This is a genomic window from Mycoavidus sp. HKI, assembly GCF_020023735.2.
GTDB lineage: Bacteria > Pseudomonadota > Gammaproteobacteria > Burkholderiales > Burkholderiaceae > Mycoavidus.
The window spans coordinates 310419-325021 of sequence record NZ_CP076444.2; the positions used below are offsets into that span (position 1 = coordinate 310419).

Sequence of the window (14603 nt, forward strand, 5' to 3'; positions counted from 1 at the left end):
AATCCGGCGGCGTGAGCCGCCTCGCTCTTTAAAGGAAAGTCATGTCAAAAGAACAGAAGATTCGTATTCGCCTAAAGGCAGTTGATAGTCGGCTAATCGACGTGGCATCAGCTGAGATTGTCGATACCGCGAAACAAACCGGCGCTATTGTATGTGGGCCAGTGCCATTGCCGACCTCGATTCAGCGCTTTGATATTTTGCGTTCGCCTCATGTCAATAAAACTTCGCGCGATCAACTTGAAATTCGTACACATCTGCGTCTGATTGACATTGTTGATCCGACGGACAAGACAGTTGATGCTTTAATGAGACTAGATCTATCGGCAGGAGTGGATGTCGAGATCAAATTGCAGTAAACAAGACAATCTTTATTGCGGGAAGCGAAAGGCCCAGTTATAATTGAGGGCTTTTCGCGCTTTTGCGTAAATTATTGAGTTCGTTGTGATTAGTTGAACACAGCGAGCATCGGTTTAATTATCAAGCGATTTAATCCTGGCCAATCGTAGCTGGGAATGGAGAAAATAATGAGCCTTGGACTTTTGGGTCGCAAGGTTGCGATGACACGTATCTTTACACCGGAAGGCGTTTCAATTCCGGTGACAGTGGTAAACGTATCAAGCAATCGCGTGACACAGATCAAGACCGTTGCATCTGACGGTTACACCGCCGTGCAACTTGCATTTGGCGAGCGCCGCGCTACACGCGTGACTAAGCCTTTGCAAGGACACTTTGCTAAAGCAGGTGTCGAAGCTGGCCAGTTCCTACAAGAATTTCGTACTGATGAAACTCAAGCCACGGCTTTGTCTATTGGCAAAGTACTCGGTACCGAGTTATTTGAAGTCGGACAAAAAATCGATGTGTGCGGACGCTCGATTGGTAAGGGCTATGCAGGCACGATCAAACGCTACAATTTTAGCTCGGGTCGAGCATCCCATGGTAATTCACGCTCACATAATGTGCCGGGCTCAATCGGGATGGCGCAAGATCCAGGCCGCGTCTTTCCAGGTAAGCGTATGACCGGACATATGGGGGACCGCAGGGTCACCACGCAGAATCTAGAGATTGTGCGGATTGATGTAGAGCGTCAATTATTGTTTGTAAACGGCGCAATTCCGGGGGCAAAGGAAGGCTTCGTGGCGATCACGCCAGCGGTTAAGTCACCTGCCCAAAAAGGAGCAAAATAATGGAAATTAAGCTCCTTAATGAAGTCGGTCAGGACGCAGTTGGCATCAATGCATCTGACTCAGTATTTGGCCGTGCCTACAATGAGGCTTTGATTCATCAGGTCGTTGTAGCGTATCAAGCCAATGCGCGCAGTGGTAATCGGGCGCAAAAAGATCGTGAGCAAGTTAAGCACTCGACTAGAAAACCGTGGCGTCAAAAAGGCACAGGCCGGGCGCGCGCGGGGATGACCTCGAGTCCACTATGGCGTGGGGGTGGTCGTATTTTCCCTAATTCGCCAGAAGAAAACTTCACGCATAAAGTCAATAAAAAGATGTTTCGTGCTGGGCTTTGCTCAATCTTCTCGCAGTTGGTCCGTGAGGGTCGACTCTCGTTAGTTGAGGAGATCACGCTCGAAGCGCCAAAGACAAAATTGCTTGCTCGTAAATTTCAGTCGATGGGCCTTGAATCAGTGTTAGTGATTACTGATAATGTGGATGAAAATCTGTATCTTGCGTCGCGCAACTTGCCTAATGTGGCGATTGTTGAGCCGCGTTATGCCGATCCATTATCGTTGATCCATTTCAAGAACATCTTGGTTACCAAAGCCGGGCTCGCCCAGATTGAGGAGTTGTTGTCATGATCGACGCCCGTAAAAATGACCATCGTTTACTGAAAATCTTGATTGAACCTCGGGTTTCCGAGAAAGCGACGCAAGTTGCTGACAAGAATAATCAGAACGTGTTTGTAGTGACGCCTGATTCGACTAAGCAAGAAGTTAAAGCCGCGGTTGAATTGATGTTTAAGGTTGAAGTGGCTTCCGTGCAAATTTTGAATCAAAAAGGTAAAGTTAAGCGTTCTGGCCGCATCAGCGGACGCCGTAAGACTGTGAAAAAAGCCTATGTGTGTCTGAAGCCAGGGCATGAAATTAATTTTGAAGCGGAGGCCAGATAATCATGGCACTCGTTAAAGTCAAACCGACTTCACCCGGTCGCCGGGGAATGATTAAGGTGGTGAATAAGGATTTGCATAAAGGCAAACCTCATGCGCCACTCTTAGAAAAACAAAGCAATACTGCGGGCCGTAATCATAACGGTCATATCACTACGCGTCATCGCGGTGGTGGTCATAAGCAGCACTATCGGATGGTCGATTTTTGCCGTAACAAAGATGATATACCGGCAAAAGTTGAGCAATTGGAATATGACCCGAATCGTAGTGCGAACATTGCATTGTTGTGTTATGCCGATGGTGAGCGGCGCTACATTATTGCACCGAAAGGTCTGGCAGTAGGCCATCAGCTCTTATCGGGTGCGCAAGCGCCGATTCGTGCGGGCAATGCGTTGCCAATTCGCAATATTCCGGTCGGGACCACGATTCATTGTATCGAAATGCAGCCAGGCAAAGGTGCGCAGATTGCTCGTTCAGCGGGTGCTTCAGCGATGCTATTGGCGCGTGAAGGCAGTTACGCACAGGTTCGTTTGCGCTCTGGCGAGATTCGCCGCGTGCATATCGAATGCCGTGCGACTGTCGGCGAAGTGGGCAATGAAGAGCATGGCCTGCGTCAAATTGGTAAAGCAGGTGCTGCCCGTTGGCGCGGTATTCGTCCGACCGTACGTGGTGTGGCAATGAACCCGGTAGATCACCCGCATGGCGGGGGCGAGGGCAAAACTGCTGCTGGTCGTCATCCAGTGAGTCCAACAGGTGTCCCAACTAAGGGCTATCGGACTCGTCGCAATAAACGCACGACCAATATGATCGTGCAGCGTCGCAATAAACGTTAAGAGAGTGTAGATAAATGGCACGTTCTATCAAAAAAGGCCCGTATTGTGAGGCCCACTTGCGGCGAAAGGTTGATGCGGCTATCGCTACACGCGACCGCAAGCCAATCAAAACTTGGTCACGCCGGTCGACAATTCTGCCGGATTTTATCAGTTTGACCATTGCGGTGCATAATGGCCGTCAACATATTCCGGTTTATATTTCGGAAAATATGGTCGGCCATAAACTCGGCGAATTTGCCTTGACCCGCACATTCAAAGGTCATGCAGCCGATAAAAAGGCTAAGAGATAAGGGGCAAGAAGATGGTAGCCAAAGCAATTCACCGCGGCGCCCGGATTTCGGCGCAAAAAACACGTTTAGTCGCAGATCAGATTCGCGGCCTAGCAGTTGGTAAAGCCTTGGATTTATTGGCTTTTTCGCCAAAGCAAAAGCCTGCAGGCATTATTAAGAAAGTCGTCCAATCGGCAATCGCAAACGCAGAGCATAATGTGGGCGTGGATATTGACGAGTTAAAGGTGACTAGCATTTATGTCGATAAAGCGACTTCGTTAAAACGTATTATTGCGCGCGCCAAAGGGCGTAGTAATCCGCTCGAAAAGCAATCCTGTCACATCACCGTGACGGTTGGAAATTAAAGGGCCACACACGATGGGACAGAAAATACATCCGACCGGCTTTCGGCTGGCCGTTCGTCGCAACTGGGTTTCGCGTTGGTACGCGAGTAATACTCAGTTTGCAAATATGTTGAAAGAAGACATTAGTGTTCGAGAGTATTTGAAGAAAAAACTCAAGAATGCGTCTGTCGGCAAGGTAATCATTGAGCGACCTGCGAAAAACGCGCGCATTACCATTCACAGCTCGCGTCCAGGTATTGTGATCGGTAAAAAGGGCGAGGATATTGAGCTCTTGAAGGCTGAATTGCAACGCCGCATGGGCGTGCCGGTGCATGTCAATATCGAAGAAATTCGCAAGCCGGAAATCGATGCGCAGTTAATTGCAGATTCGATTTCGCAACAGCTTGAACGCCGGATTATGTTTCGCCGTGCAATGAAGCGTGCGATGCAAAATGCGATGCGTCTTGGCGCTCAAGGCATCAAGATCATGAGTTCCGGCCGGTTAAATGGAATCGAAATTGCGCGTACGGAGTGGTATCGTGAAGGTCGTGTGCCATTACATACATTACGTGCCGATATCGATTACGCAACGTCCGAAGCGCAGACAACTTATGGCATTATTGGCATTAAGGTCTGGGTTTATAAGGGCGATATAGTAGGCCGTAACGAAGCGCCGGTTGTCGATGAAGCACCTGAAGAGAAACGGGGACGCCGTAATTCCCGTCCGGGCGAACGCCGCGGTCGTAGTGACGGTGGCGATAAGCCGGGCCGTTGGGCGGGTTCGCGTCGTGCGGGAGCTGCCAAATCTGATGGCGATGCCAAGATTGGAGAATAGAGATGTTGCAACCAAAACGCAGAAAATACCGTAAAGAGCAAAAAGGTCGCAATACCGGTGTGGCGACTCGCGGCAACGCCGTATCATTTGGCGAATTTGGCTTAAAAGCAATTGGCCGTGGTCGTCTGACGGCACGTCAAATTGAGTCTGCGCGTCGTGCGATGACCCGTCATATTAAACGGGGTGGCCGGATTTGGATTCGTATTTTCCCGGATAAACCGATTTCCCAAAAGCCGGCTGAAGTCCGGATGGGTAATGGTAAAGGGAATCCGGAATACTACGTGGCCGAGATTCAGCCAGGTAAGATGTTGTATGAAATGGATGGTGTAGACGAAGTGTTGGCGCGGGCGGCATTTCGCCTGGCAGCGGCAAAACTGCCAATGAAGACAGCATTTGTCGCGCGCCAGATTAGCGCTTGATGGAGAGATGAATGAAAGCCTCAGAATTCCGAGTAAAAGACCGGACTGAATTGCATAAAGAGTTGTCTGATTTGCTTAAAGCATGTTTTAGCGTGCGTTTGCAATTGGCAACTCAGCAATTAAGTAACAACAGTCTATTAAAGAAAATACGGCGTGATATTGCGCGCGTGCATACTGTATTGACCGAAAAGGCAAGCCAAAAATGAACGATGTTAAAACTTCGCTCAAGCGAACGCTGATCGGTAGAGTTGTCAGCAATAAAATGGATAAAACCGTGACGGTCCTTATCGAGCGTCGTGTCAAGCATCCACTTTATGGTAAATATGTTGTGCGCTCAAAGAAATATCATGCGCATGATGAAGTTAATACTTACAATGAAGGCGATCTTGTTGAAATTCAAGAAACACGGCCGCTTTCAAAGACAAAGGCTTGGACGGTATCTCGTCTAATGGAGGCTGTGCGGGTTGTTTAAGTGGGTAGATGTTAAAATTGTAACGAATAGATTGCAATTTTCGGATAATTTGCTATAATCCTCTGCTCTGCTTTTAACGGACATTTATGTCCTTGTTCCTAACCCAAGCGGCCTAAGGTCGGCGGGGCCAAAACTGACCGGAAAGCGCTGTTGAGCTTTTGCTGATAATTGGCGCAGCCGGATTAAGTTGGAAAAGAGAAATTATGATTCAGAACGAAACTCGGCTTCAAATCGCAGATAACACAGGTGCACGTGAAGCGTTGTGTATTAAAGTGTTGGGCGGTTCAAAGCGTCGTTACGCGAATATCGGTGACGTCATTAAAGTGACAGTCAAAGAAGCGATGCCGCGTGGGCGCGTGAAAAAAGGTGAAATATTTAATGCCGTGGTGGTACGCACTAGAAAAGGTATGCGCCGCCCGGATGGTTCGCTGATTAAGTTTGACGGCAATGCAATAGTATTGCTCAATGCTAAACTCGAGCCAATTGGTACTCGTATTTTTGGGCCTGTTACGCGTGAATTGCGCGAACATTTCATGAAGATCGTGTCACTTGCTCCAGAAGTGCTGTAAGGGATTGCATCAAAATGAAGACAATTCGTAAAGGTGATGAAGTGATTGCGATCACCGGTAAAGACAAAGGCAAACGCGGCGTTGTGCTAGCAGTTGCAGGCGATCGAATCACGGTTGAGGGTTTGAATTTGGTTAAGAAGCATGTCAAACCAAACCCAATGAAAGGAACGCCAGGTGGCGTGGAAAGCAAAGTCATGCCGATCAATCGGTCAAATGTGGCTTTGGTTGACGCGAACGGTAAACCATCGCGTGTGGGTATCAAAGTCGAGGATGGTGAGAATGTTCGCTTTCTAAAAACGACCGGTGCAGTACTTAGCGCTTGACGGAGTGATTAAATAAATGGCTCGTTTGCAAGAATTTTATAAACAGAAAGCAGTTCCCGAACTGATGCAAAAGTTCGGTTACAAATCTGTTATGGAAGTGCCCCGTTTTACCAAAATCACCTTGAATATGGGTGTGGGTGAAGCGGTTGCTGATAAAAAAGTGATTGAACACGCAGTGGGTGACCTTACGAAGATTGCCGGCCAAAAGCCAGTGATCACCGTAGCACGCAAAGCAATTGCGGGCTTCAAAATTCGTGAAGGCTATCCAGTAGGTGTGATGGTTACGTTGCGTGGCCGTATGATGTTTGAATTTTTAGATCGTTTGGTGAATTTAGCATTGCCACGCGTTCGAGATTTTCGCGGCGTATCTGGTCGTGCATTTGACGGCCGTGGCAATTACAACCTCGGGGTCAAGGAGCAAATTATTTTTCCTGAAATTGAATACGACAAAATTGATGCGTTGCGTGGGTTAAATATCAGTATTAACACCACCGCAAAAAATGACGAAGAAGCAAAGGCATTGCTTGCTTGCTTCAAGTTTCCGTTCAAGAACTGAGGTTGCCGTGGCTAAAGTAGCATTAATTGAACGTGAAAAAAAACGTGCGCATTTAGCGCAAAAATACGCTGCTCAGCGTACTGCTCTTAAAGCGATCATCGATGATTCAAAAAAATCAGATGAAGATCGTTATGCAGCACGCTTGCAGTTACAGCAGTTGCCGCGTAATGCGAATCCAACCCGTAAGCGTAATCGCTGCGCATTGACTGGTCGTCCGCGTGGCACTTTTCGCAAATTTGGTCTTGCCCGTAGCAAGATCCGTGAAATCGCCTTCCGTGGTGAAATTCCGGGTCTGACAAAAGCGAGCTGGTGAGGGAGTAATATAAATGAGCATGAGTGATCCTATCGCCGATATGCTGACTCGCGTTCGCAATGCGCAGATGGTCAACAAAGTATCAGTAGCGATGCCGTCTTCTAAAATTAAAGTTGCGATTGCGCAAGTATTGCGGGACGAAGGCTATATCGAAGATTTTTCGGTTAAAGCAGAGGGTGGCAAAGCAGAGTTGCAGCTTGGACTAAAGTATTATGCAGGCCGCCCAGTTATTGAACGTATAGAACGTGTTTCACGTCCAGGTTGTCCTGTGTATAAAGGGCGCCACGCTATTCCTCAAGTCATGAATGGTCTTGGGGTGGCGATTGTCTCCACCACTCAAGGCGTGATGACAGATCGTAAAGCGCGTGCGGCTGGAGTCGGCGGCGAAATTCTGTGTTACGTCGAATAATTTTTGAGGCCGCCGCTAAGGAGAAACAAGGATGTCTCGAGTAGGTAAGAGCCCCGTTGAATTGCCAGCGGGCGTTGATGTGTCACTAGATAGTGGCATGATCACGAGCAAAGGGCCATTGGGTTCAATGTCGCTAGCTGAGAATCAGTTAGTTAAGATTCATCAGGCTGATGGCAAGATAACATTCGAGCCAGCTGATGATAGCAGCGAAGCGAATGCTATGTCGGGTACGATGCGTGCGCTTGTTGCCAATATGGTACTGGGTGTGTCGCGGGGATTTGAGCGTAAGCTCAATTTGGTCGGCGTTGGTTATCGTGCGCAAGCTCAAGGCGATAAATTGAATTTATCAGTGGGTTATTCGCATCCGGTTGTGCACCAAATGCCAGAAGGCATTAAAGTGGAAACGCCAGTTCAGACTGAGATCCTGATTAAAGGGATCGACAAACAGAAAGTCGGACAGGTTGCTGCAGAGGTGCGTGCCTATCGTCCACCTGAGCCCTATAAAGGCAAAGGCGTGCGTTATGCTGATGAGGTTGTGATCCTCAAAGAAACCAAGAAAAAATAAGGTTGCTCGTTATGGATAAAAAACAATCTCGTATACGCCGTGCCCGTCCGACGCGAAGCAAAATCGCTGAGTTAAAGGTTCATCGGCTAGCGGTTCATCGCACTAATACGCACATTTATGCGCAAGTATTCTCGCCATGCGGGACCCAAATACTCGCCAGTGCGTCAACGGTTGAGGCAGAAGTGCGTCAACAGCTGGCAGACCAAAGTGGTAAGGGTGCTAATGTCGCCGCGGCTACACTTATTGGTCAGCGGATTGCACAAAAAGCTAAGGTGGCTGGTATTGAAACCGTTGCCTTTGATCGTTCGGGTTTTCGCTATCACGGCCGTGTTAAAGCACTCGCCGAAGCTGCGCGTGAAGCTGGCCTCAAGTTTTAAGGAAAAGATTCGTCATGGCAAAAATGCAAGCGAAAGCTCAGCTTGAAGAACGCGACGATGGCCTTCGCGAAAAGATGGTCTCCGTCAAACGCGTCACTAAAGTCGTTAAAGGCGGTCGTATTTTAGGCTTTGCTGTTCTAACCGTGGTTGGCGATGGCGATGGGCGCATTGGTATGGGCAAAGGCAAGGCAAAAGAAGTGCCTGTTGCTGTCCAAAAAGCCATGGAACAGGCCCGTCGCAATATGTTTAAAGTCCAGTTGCATAATGGTACTTTGCAGCATGAGGTGCCGGGTAAACATGGCGCCACGACCGTTTTGATGGCTCCTGCCAAAGAAGGTACGGGGATTAAAAGCGGTGGCCCAATGCGTGCTGTATTTCATGTGGTGGGTGTACGTAATGTGATGGCTAAAATTTACGGCTCTACCAATTCGTACAATGTCGTGCGAGCAGCGCTTGATGGGTTGCGTAAGCAATCCACCCCAGCGAATATCGCGGCCAAGCGTGGCAAGACAATTGAACAGATTTTGAATTAAGAGACCTGCAGAGACCGTAGCAAAATGTCAAATCAAACTGTCAAAATTCAGCTCGTTAAGAGCGTGATCGGTACTCGTGAATCGCATCGTGCGACGATACGGGGGCTAGGTCTACGTCGTATCAACTCAGTCAGTGAGTTGCAAGATACCCCCGCGGTACGCGGCATGATTAACAAGGTATCTTACCTTGTTAAAGTCGTTAGCTAAGCGAAGGTCCAAGGAGTTTTAATGGAATTGAATCAACTTAAACCTGCCGCTGGCGCCAAACATGCGAAGCGGCGTGTAGGTCGCGGCATGGGCTCTGGCATGGGTAAAACTGCCGGCCGAGGTCACAAAGGACAAAAATCGCGATCTGGCGGTTTCCATAAAGTTGGCTTTGAAGGCGGGCAAATGCCATTGCAGCGGCGTTTACCAAAACGTGGCTTCAAATCGCTGACAAAAGAATTTAACAGCCAAATTCTACTTTCTGACTTGCAAAAATTGCCAGTCGATGAGATCGACTTATTGGTCTTGAAGCAGGCTGGTTTGGTCGGTGAGATGGTGCGTAATGTCAAAGTTATTGCTACAGGTGAATTGACACGTAAAATTACGTTAAAAGGCCTGACCGCAACAGCGGGTGCGCGTCGTGCAATAGAAGCCGCGAATGGTTCGCTGGTCTAAATAAGCGCCCATTAATGAATCAATTAGTAGCATTGGCATTGGAGAAGATTTTTGGCTAAGAGCCCGAATCTTGCGAAAAACGGTAAACCAGTAGCAAAATATGGCGATCTATTTAAGCGCGCCATATTTTTACTGCTAGCGCTTGTTGTTTACCGGATTGGTGCGCATATTCCTGTGCCAGGCATTGATCCTGATCAGTTGGCTAAGCTTTTTCAGAGCCAGCAAGGCGGGATTCTGGGAATGTTCAATATGTTCTCGGGTGGAGCACTGTCGCGTTTTTCAGTGTTTGCGCTAGGGATCATGCCGTACATTTCGGCTTCGATTATTATGCAGTTGATGGCGATTATCTCGCCGCAACTAGAAGCGCTTAAGAAAGAAGGGCAAGCAGGCCAGCGTAAAATGACGCAGTACACGCGGTATTTTACTGTGGTGCTCGCTACTTTTCAGGCATTTAGTATAGCGCTTGCGCTGGAAAGCCAGGTAGGCCTCGTGCTTGACCCAAGCTTTATGTTTCGCTTGACGACCGTCGTGACTTTGTTGACGGGTACGATGTTTTTGATGTGGTTAGGCGAGCAAATTACTGAACGTGGTTTGGGTAATGGTATTTCAATTATAATCTTCGGCGGGATTGCTGCGGGTCTACCCAATGCCATCGGCGGACTGTTTGAATTAGTCCGGACTAATTCGATGAGCATTATTTCCGCTTTGATTGTGATTGTGCTGATTGTTGCAGTCACCTATTTTGTTGTATTTGTTGAGCGTGGTCAGCGCAAAATTTTGGTGAATTACGCCAAACGTCAGGTTGGCAACAAGCTGTATGGTGGACAAGCCTCGCATTTGCCTCTAAAGCTGAATATGGCAGGTGTCATTCCGCCGATTTTTGCCTCGTCGATTATTTTATTTCCAGCGACCATCGCAAGTTGGTTTAGTTCTGGCGCTGACTCTGGGTTGCGCTGGTTGCATGATGTGGCGGCGATGTTAGCCCCCGGGCAGCCAGTTTACGTGATGTTGTATGCCTTGGCGATCGTGTTCTTTTGTTTCTTTTATACCGCATTGGTATTTAACAGCAAAGAAACAGCGGATAACCTAAAGAAAAGTGGTGCTTTTGTACCCGGTATTCGGCCAGGAGATCAAACTGCGCGCTATATCGATAAAATTCTGACGCGTCTTACACTGGCGGGTGCTGTTTACATTGTATTCGTGTGCTTATTGCCTGAATTTTTAGTATTGCGCTGGAATGTACCGTTTTATTTTGGTGGGACATCATTACTGATTATTGTTGTGGTAACGATGGATTTTATGGAGCAAGTGCGATCATATTTGATGTCGCAACAATATGAATCCTTGCTCCGTAAGGCCAATTTTAAGGGCGGCAATCTCCCGATCCGTTAAGATAAGGATCTAATAAGAGTTTTTGGGTTTAGGGGCTTATGGCCAAAGATGATGTAATTCAAATGCAAGGGGAAGTGCTTGAAAACCTTCCAAATGCCACTTTTCGAGTTAAGTTGGAAAATGGTCATATTGTATTAGGGCATATTTCTGGCAAAATGCGGATGCATTACATTCGGATTTTGCCAGGTGACAAGGTGACGGTGGAATTAACCCCTTATGATCTGTCTCGTGCACGGATTATATTTCGAGCAAAATGATTAAAAAGGTATTATATGAAAGTCATGGCATCAGTTAAATGTATTTGTCGTAATTGTAAAGTTATCAGACGCAAAGGCGTTGTGCGTGTGATTTGTAGTTCTGATCAGCGTCACAAGCAACGTCAAGGTTGATTGAGGAATAGCAATGGCTCGTATCGCTGGGGTAAATATCCCGAATCATAAGCACATCGTAATTGGACTGACAGCTATCTACGGCATTGGCCGTACGCGTGCGCTCACGATTTGTGAGCAGTCTGGCGTGTCCCTTTCGAAAAAAGTTAAAGATCTTGATGATAAAGATCTTGAAAAACTGCGTGAGCAGGTGGGCAAGTATGCCGTTGAAGGCGATTTGCGCCGTGAAGTTTCGATGAGCATCAAGCGTCTGATGGATCTTGGCTGCTATCGTGGCATGCGGCATCGCAAAGGCTTGCCAGTTAGAGGCCAGCGTACTCGCACCAATGCGCGTACTCGTAAAGGTCCACGGCGTGCTGCTGCTTCCCTCAAGAAGTAAGCATTAGATCGTTAAGTACAGCACAGGAAAATGTATGGCTAAGGCTTCAAATAATTCTGCGACACAACGTGCTCGCAAAAAAGTCAAAAGAAATATCGCGGAAGGCGTGGTGCATGTTCATGCATCATTTAATAACACGATTATTGTCTTCACCGATCGCCAAGGTAATGCTTTTGTATGGGCGACAGCAGGCGGTCAGGGTTTTAAAGGATCGCGTAAATCGACCCCATATGCTGCTCAAATCGCGGCTGAATCCGCGGGTCGGACAGCGCTTGAGTATGGCTTGAAAACGGTTGAAGTTAGAATTAAGGGTCCCGGTCCAGGCCGTGAATCCGCAGTGCGCGCGCTACATGGCCTGGGCATCAAAGTCACAGAAATTTCTGATGTGACACCGATTCCCCATAATGGTTGCCGCCCGCCAAAACGCCGTCGTATTTAAAGTAAAAATTGTATTAATCGCCATAAGCCCACCGTCTAGCTATTAAGCAGGACTAACGCGGACTCCGGTTCGCGTGACTTATTTGAAAAGGAATGAAAAGTGGCACGCTATATAGGCCCTAAAGCTAAATTATCTCGCCGGGAAGGAACGGATCTTTTCCTGAAAAGCACACGCCGTTCGCTGGCAGATAAATGTAAGCTCGACACCAAGCCCGGCCAACATGGCCGTCCTTCTGGTAATAACAATCGTACTTCCGATTACGGTAACCAATTGCGTGAAAAGCAAAAGGTGAAACGTGTTTACGGGGTGCTTGAACGCCAATTCCGTCGCTATTTTGCTGAGGCTGACCGCCGCAAAGGCAATACCGGCGAAATGCTTTTGCAATTGCTTGAATCCAGGCTTGACAATGTGGTGTACCGGATGGGCTTTGGCTCAACCCGTGCTGAGGCACGGCAACTGGTTAGCCATTGCTCGATCGTGATCAATGGTCACGTAGCTAATATTCCATCTTTGCAAGTCAAGGCTGGCGATCTCATTGCCGTTCGCGAAAAAGCCAAGCAGCAAACTCGCATTCAAGAAGCTGTCGGACTGGCGAGTCAGATTGGCTTTCCAGCCTGGGTTACAGTCGATGAGAAGAAATTAGAAGGGACCTTCAAGCAAGCGCCGGAACGCAATGAAATTGCCGGCGATATTAACGAAAGCTTGATTGTTGAATTGTATTCACGGTAATTGAATCAAGGTTGACGCGCTCCTATGAGGGGCGCGTCGGCCGTGTTTTTTCAGGTTATCACCTGTCAGCCCTACAGACGTAACGAGCTGCGGGCATTAAAAGGAAAACCTATGCAGAACAATCTGTTGAAGCCCAGAATGATTGCGGTTGAGTTGATGGGCGGCAACCATGCAAAAGTGGTCATGGAACCATTTGAGCGTGGCTATGGCCACACTTTAGGGAATGCGCTGCGACGCGTGTTGCTGTCTTCAATGACTGGCCATGCGCCGACTGAAGTCACCATCGGTGGCGTGGTACACGAATACTCTACGATTGATGGCGTGCAAGAAGACGTGATCAACCTGTTGCTGAATTTAAAAGGCATTGTCTTTCTATTGCATAACCGCGATGAAGTGACTGTTTCATTGCGCAAAGAAGGCGAAGGCGCGGTGACGGCCGGGGATATTGAATTACCGCATGATTGTGAAGTGATTAACCCAGAATATGTGATCGCGCACCTCTCCAAAGGCGGTAAGCTTGACCTACAAATTAAGGTTGAGAAAGGTCGCGGATATGTACCTGGGAACGTTCGTCATTATGGTGAAGAAGCCACTCGATCCATCGGTCGAATTGTGCTTGATGCTTCATTCTCTCCGGTCAGGCGTGTGAGCTATACGGTAGAGAGTGCACGGGTCGAGCAACGCACCGATCTCGACAAGCTAGTGATGAATATTGAGACGAATGGCGCACTTTCACCAGAAGAGGCAATTCGTCAAGCGGCCAGCATTTTGGTTGATCAATTATCAGTGTTTGCTGCATTAGAAGGCTCTGAAGTGAGCACAGAAACTCCTTCGCGTGCACCGCAGGTTGACCCGATTCTGTTGCGCTCTGTAGAAGACCTAGAGTTGACGGTGCGTTCCCTGAATTGTTTGAAGGCCGAAAATATTTATTACATCGGTGATTTGATTCAACGTACTGAAAACGAGTTGCTGAAAACGCCAAATCTCGGCAGAAAATCACTCAATGAGATTAAAGAAGTACTCTCCTCGCGTGGTCTTATGCTGGGTATGAAACTTGAAAATTGGCCGCCTACGAATCTTGATCGATAAACGGCTCTCACGCCGTAGATAGCTCGGCTATTTGCGGCGTGTTTTGAGTGAGCGTTGTCTGTCGAGTTGAAGCTTTTATTAATTACCGGCCCGTTATCCTTGGATAGCAAAAAGAGCTGGAACAAAACTTTTAATGTAAGGATGTAAATATGCGTCATCGTCACGGTTTGCGCAAACTGAACCGCACCAGCAGCCATCGCTTGGCTATGCTGAAAAATATGTCTGTCTCGTTGATCGAGCATGAACTGATTAAAACCACCTTACCTAAAGCCAAAGCTTTGCGTAAAGTGTTCGAACCATTGATCACAATGGGTAAAACGCCAACCCTTGCCAACCATCGTTTGGCGTTTAGTCGCTTACGTGACCGCACTGCGGTGCTCAAACTATTTGAGGTGTTGGGTCCCCGTTATACGAATCGACCAGGTGGATATTTGCGCATTCTAAAATGCGGTTTCCGTAATGGTGATAATGCCCCTATGGCATTGGTTGAATTGGTTGACCGTCCGCTAAGTGATGACGCTGAGGCAACCAGCGTGGTCGCAGAACAAGAATAAAATACGTAAACAAAAGCGCTTAAAAGCGTAATACGTGAGAAAT

The 14603-nt window shown here is 47.9% G+C and carries 29 protein-coding genes; all 29 read left to right on the plus strand.

What is annotated here, in order from left to right; genetic code table 11:
* The first annotated feature begins 41 nt into the window (after window positions 1-41).
* The 29 genes from rpsJ to rplQ all read left to right on the plus strand — a co-directional run bounded on the left by rpsJ (window position 42) and on the right by rplQ (window position 14560).
* Window positions 42-356, plus strand: coding sequence for a 30S ribosomal protein S10 (gene rpsJ, locus KMZ15_RS01120; RefSeq protein ID WP_026922071.1), 315 nt, complete (start codon window positions 42-44; stop codon window positions 354-356).
* Window positions 357-524: 168 nt separating this feature from the next.
* Window positions 525-1184 carry a 50S ribosomal protein L3 gene (gene rplC, locus KMZ15_RS01125; protein ID WP_223693284.1) on the plus strand — a complete coding sequence of 220 codons (660 nt, stop codon included), beginning with the start codon at window positions 525-527 and terminating at the stop codon, window positions 1182-1184.
* A complete protein-coding gene (rplD, locus tag KMZ15_RS01130; protein WP_223693286.1) occupies window positions 1184-1804 on the plus strand; it encodes a 50S ribosomal protein L4 in 621 nt (206 codons plus the stop codon). Before rplC ends, rplD begins: the two co-directional genes overlap by 1 nt.
* Entirely contained in the window at window positions 1801-2115 is a 315-nt protein-coding gene (gene rplW / locus KMZ15_RS01135) for a 50S ribosomal protein L23 (protein WP_223693288.1), read from the plus strand. Before rplD ends, rplW begins: the two co-directional genes overlap by 4 nt.
* Before the next feature lie 2 nt (window positions 2116-2117).
* Window positions 2118-2945: a 50S ribosomal protein L2 gene (gene rplB / locus KMZ15_RS01140; RefSeq protein ID WP_223693290.1), complete on the plus strand. Its 828-nt coding sequence runs from the start codon at window positions 2118-2120 to the stop codon at window positions 2943-2945.
* 14 nt (window positions 2946-2959) lie between these two features.
* Window positions 2960-3235, plus strand: coding sequence for a 30S ribosomal protein S19 (gene rpsS, locus KMZ15_RS01145; protein WP_223693292.1), 276 nt, complete (start codon window positions 2960-2962; stop codon window positions 3233-3235).
* Window positions 3236-3246: 11 nt separating this feature from the next.
* Entirely contained in the window at window positions 3247-3579 is a 333-nt protein-coding gene (rplV, locus tag KMZ15_RS01150) for a 50S ribosomal protein L22 (protein WP_223693295.1), read from the plus strand.
* Between the two features lie 13 nt (window positions 3580-3592).
* Window positions 3593-4393, plus strand: a complete 801-nt coding sequence (gene rpsC, locus KMZ15_RS01155) for a 30S ribosomal protein S3 (RefSeq protein ID WP_223693297.1) — start codon at window positions 3593-3595, stop codon at window positions 4391-4393.
* 2 nt (window positions 4394-4395) lie between these two features.
* Complete coding sequence (gene rplP / locus KMZ15_RS01160; RefSeq protein WP_223693299.1) at window positions 4396-4812, plus strand: 50S ribosomal protein L16; 417 nt, start codon at window positions 4396-4398, stop codon at window positions 4810-4812.
* Window positions 4813-4823: 11 nt separating this feature from the next.
* Window positions 4824-5018, plus strand: coding sequence for a 50S ribosomal protein L29 (rpmC, locus tag KMZ15_RS01165; RefSeq protein WP_223693301.1), 195 nt, complete (start codon window positions 4824-4826; stop codon window positions 5016-5018).
* Window positions 5015-5284 (plus strand): 30S ribosomal protein S17, encoded by a 270-nt coding sequence (rpsQ, locus tag KMZ15_RS01170; protein ID WP_223693304.1) that lies wholly within the window; start codon window positions 5015-5017, stop codon window positions 5282-5284. Before rpmC ends, rpsQ begins: the two co-directional genes overlap by 4 nt.
* A gap of 203 nt (window positions 5285-5487) precedes the next feature.
* On the plus strand, window positions 5488-5853 hold the full coding sequence (rplN, locus tag KMZ15_RS01175; RefSeq protein ID WP_223693306.1) for a 50S ribosomal protein L14: 366 nt from the start codon (window positions 5488-5490) through the stop codon (window positions 5851-5853).
* Between the two features lie 14 nt (window positions 5854-5867).
* Window positions 5868-6176: a 50S ribosomal protein L24 gene (gene rplX / locus KMZ15_RS01180; protein ID WP_223693308.1), complete on the plus strand. Its 309-nt coding sequence runs from the start codon at window positions 5868-5870 to the stop codon at window positions 6174-6176.
* Window positions 6177-6192: 16 nt separating this feature from the next.
* Window positions 6193-6732, plus strand: coding sequence for a 50S ribosomal protein L5 (gene rplE / locus KMZ15_RS01185; RefSeq protein WP_223693310.1), 540 nt, complete (start codon window positions 6193-6195; stop codon window positions 6730-6732).
* A gap of 7 nt (window positions 6733-6739) precedes the next feature.
* Complete coding sequence (gene rpsN, locus KMZ15_RS01190) at window positions 6740-7045, plus strand: 30S ribosomal protein S14 (protein ID WP_223693312.1); 306 nt, start codon at window positions 6740-6742, stop codon at window positions 7043-7045.
* A 13-nt stretch (window positions 7046-7058) separates the two neighbouring features.
* The gene (gene rpsH / locus KMZ15_RS01195) at window positions 7059-7454 is read left to right on the plus strand and encodes a 30S ribosomal protein S8 (protein ID WP_223693315.1); all 396 of its coding nucleotides are present in this window, start codon (window positions 7059-7061) and stop codon (window positions 7452-7454) included.
* A 31-nt stretch (window positions 7455-7485) separates the two neighbouring features.
* Window positions 7486-8019, plus strand: a complete 534-nt coding sequence (rplF, locus tag KMZ15_RS01200) for a 50S ribosomal protein L6 (RefSeq protein WP_223693318.1) — start codon at window positions 7486-7488, stop codon at window positions 8017-8019.
* An 11-nt stretch (window positions 8020-8030) separates the two neighbouring features.
* A complete protein-coding gene (gene rplR, locus KMZ15_RS01205; RefSeq protein WP_223693321.1) occupies window positions 8031-8396 on the plus strand; it encodes a 50S ribosomal protein L18 in 366 nt (121 codons plus the stop codon).
* A 14-nt stretch (window positions 8397-8410) separates the two neighbouring features.
* A complete protein-coding gene (rpsE, locus tag KMZ15_RS01210) occupies window positions 8411-8929 on the plus strand; it encodes a 30S ribosomal protein S5 (RefSeq protein WP_223693323.1) in 519 nt (172 codons plus the stop codon).
* 24 nt (window positions 8930-8953) lie between these two features.
* Entirely contained in the window at window positions 8954-9136 is a 183-nt protein-coding gene (gene rpmD, locus KMZ15_RS01215) for a 50S ribosomal protein L30 (RefSeq protein WP_223693325.1), read from the plus strand.
* Window positions 9137-9157: 21 nt separating this feature from the next.
* Window positions 9158-9589, plus strand: coding sequence for a 50S ribosomal protein L15 (gene rplO, locus KMZ15_RS01220; protein WP_223693327.1), 432 nt, complete (start codon window positions 9158-9160; stop codon window positions 9587-9589).
* Between the two features lie 51 nt (window positions 9590-9640).
* Window positions 9641-10981 (plus strand): preprotein translocase subunit SecY, encoded by a 1341-nt coding sequence (secY, locus tag KMZ15_RS01225; protein WP_223693329.1) that lies wholly within the window; start codon window positions 9641-9643, stop codon window positions 10979-10981.
* A 38-nt stretch (window positions 10982-11019) separates the two neighbouring features.
* The gene (infA, locus tag KMZ15_RS01230; protein WP_026922050.1) at window positions 11020-11238 is read left to right on the plus strand and encodes a translation initiation factor IF-1; all 219 of its coding nucleotides are present in this window, start codon (window positions 11020-11022) and stop codon (window positions 11236-11238) included.
* 15 nt (window positions 11239-11253) lie between these two features.
* Window positions 11254-11370 carry a 50S ribosomal protein L36 gene (gene rpmJ, locus KMZ15_RS01235; protein WP_223693332.1) on the plus strand — a complete coding sequence of 39 codons (117 nt, stop codon included), beginning with the start codon at window positions 11254-11256 and terminating at the stop codon, window positions 11368-11370.
* Window positions 11371-11383: 13 nt separating this feature from the next.
* Window positions 11384-11749, plus strand: coding sequence for a 30S ribosomal protein S13 (gene rpsM, locus KMZ15_RS01240; protein WP_223693334.1), 366 nt, complete (start codon window positions 11384-11386; stop codon window positions 11747-11749).
* 34 nt (window positions 11750-11783) lie between these two features.
* On the plus strand, window positions 11784-12188 hold the full coding sequence (rpsK, locus tag KMZ15_RS01245; protein ID WP_223693336.1) for a 30S ribosomal protein S11: 405 nt from the start codon (window positions 11784-11786) through the stop codon (window positions 12186-12188).
* 99 nt (window positions 12189-12287) lie between these two features.
* Complete coding sequence (rpsD, locus tag KMZ15_RS01250) at window positions 12288-12917, plus strand: 30S ribosomal protein S4 (protein WP_223693338.1); 630 nt, start codon at window positions 12288-12290, stop codon at window positions 12915-12917.
* 111 nt (window positions 12918-13028) lie between these two features.
* A complete protein-coding gene (rpoA, locus tag KMZ15_RS01255) occupies window positions 13029-14006 on the plus strand; it encodes a DNA-directed RNA polymerase subunit alpha (RefSeq protein WP_223693341.1) in 978 nt (325 codons plus the stop codon).
* A 149-nt stretch (window positions 14007-14155) separates the two neighbouring features.
* Entirely contained in the window at window positions 14156-14560 is a 405-nt protein-coding gene (rplQ, locus tag KMZ15_RS01260; RefSeq protein WP_223693343.1) for a 50S ribosomal protein L17, read from the plus strand.
* The last annotated feature ends 43 nt before the right edge of the window (window positions 14561-14603 follow it).

Bases quoted from the DNA above. Each gene is read 5' to 3' on its own strand.
- rpsJ (WP_026922071.1), top strand. From the start codon at position 42: ATGTCAAAAGAACAGAAGATTCGTATTCGCCTAAAGGCAGTTGATAGT.
- rplC (WP_223693284.1), top strand. From the start codon at position 525: ATGAGCCTTGGACTTTTGGGTCGCAAGGTTGCGATGACACGTATCTTT.
- rplD (WP_223693286.1), top strand. From the start codon at position 1,184: ATGGAAATTAAGCTCCTTAATGAAGTCGGTCAGGACGCAGTTGGCATC.
- rplW (WP_223693288.1), top strand. From the start codon at position 1,801: ATGATCGACGCCCGTAAAAATGACCATCGTTTACTGAAAATCTTGATT.
- rplB (WP_223693290.1), top strand. From the start codon at position 2,118: ATGGCACTCGTTAAAGTCAAACCGACTTCACCCGGTCGCCGGGGAATG.
- rpsS (WP_223693292.1), top strand. From the start codon at position 2,960: ATGGCACGTTCTATCAAAAAAGGCCCGTATTGTGAGGCCCACTTGCGG.
- rplV (WP_223693295.1), top strand. From the start codon at position 3,247: ATGGTAGCCAAAGCAATTCACCGCGGCGCCCGGATTTCGGCGCAAAAA.
- rpsC (WP_223693297.1), top strand. From the start codon at position 3,593: ATGGGACAGAAAATACATCCGACCGGCTTTCGGCTGGCCGTTCGTCGC.
- rplP (WP_223693299.1), top strand. From the start codon at position 4,396: ATGTTGCAACCAAAACGCAGAAAATACCGTAAAGAGCAAAAAGGTCGC.
- rpmC (WP_223693301.1), top strand. From the start codon at position 4,824: ATGAAAGCCTCAGAATTCCGAGTAAAAGACCGGACTGAATTGCATAAA.
- rpsQ (WP_223693304.1), top strand. From the start codon at position 5,015: ATGAACGATGTTAAAACTTCGCTCAAGCGAACGCTGATCGGTAGAGTT.
- rplN (WP_223693306.1), top strand. From the start codon at position 5,488: ATGATTCAGAACGAAACTCGGCTTCAAATCGCAGATAACACAGGTGCA.
- rplX (WP_223693308.1), top strand. From the start codon at position 5,868: ATGAAGACAATTCGTAAAGGTGATGAAGTGATTGCGATCACCGGTAAA.
- rplE (WP_223693310.1), top strand. From the start codon at position 6,193: ATGGCTCGTTTGCAAGAATTTTATAAACAGAAAGCAGTTCCCGAACTG.
- rpsH (WP_223693315.1), top strand. From the start codon at position 7,059: ATGAGCATGAGTGATCCTATCGCCGATATGCTGACTCGCGTTCGCAAT.
- rplF (WP_223693318.1), top strand. From the start codon at position 7,486: ATGTCTCGAGTAGGTAAGAGCCCCGTTGAATTGCCAGCGGGCGTTGAT.
- rplR (WP_223693321.1), top strand. From the start codon at position 8,031: ATGGATAAAAAACAATCTCGTATACGCCGTGCCCGTCCGACGCGAAGC.
- rpsE (WP_223693323.1), top strand. From the start codon at position 8,411: ATGGCAAAAATGCAAGCGAAAGCTCAGCTTGAAGAACGCGACGATGGC.
- rpmD (WP_223693325.1), top strand. From the start codon at position 8,954: ATGTCAAATCAAACTGTCAAAATTCAGCTCGTTAAGAGCGTGATCGGT.
- rplO (WP_223693327.1), top strand. From the start codon at position 9,158: ATGGAATTGAATCAACTTAAACCTGCCGCTGGCGCCAAACATGCGAAG.
- infA (WP_026922050.1), top strand. From the start codon at position 11,020: ATGGCCAAAGATGATGTAATTCAAATGCAAGGGGAAGTGCTTGAAAAC.
- rpmJ (WP_223693332.1), top strand. From the start codon at position 11,254: ATGAAAGTCATGGCATCAGTTAAATGTATTTGTCGTAATTGTAAAGTT.
- rpsM (WP_223693334.1), top strand. From the start codon at position 11,384: ATGGCTCGTATCGCTGGGGTAAATATCCCGAATCATAAGCACATCGTA.
- rpsK (WP_223693336.1), top strand. From the start codon at position 11,784: ATGGCTAAGGCTTCAAATAATTCTGCGACACAACGTGCTCGCAAAAAA.
- rpoA (WP_223693341.1), top strand. From the start codon at position 13,029: ATGCAGAACAATCTGTTGAAGCCCAGAATGATTGCGGTTGAGTTGATG.
- rplQ (WP_223693343.1), top strand. From the start codon at position 14,156: ATGCGTCATCGTCACGGTTTGCGCAAACTGAACCGCACCAGCAGCCAT.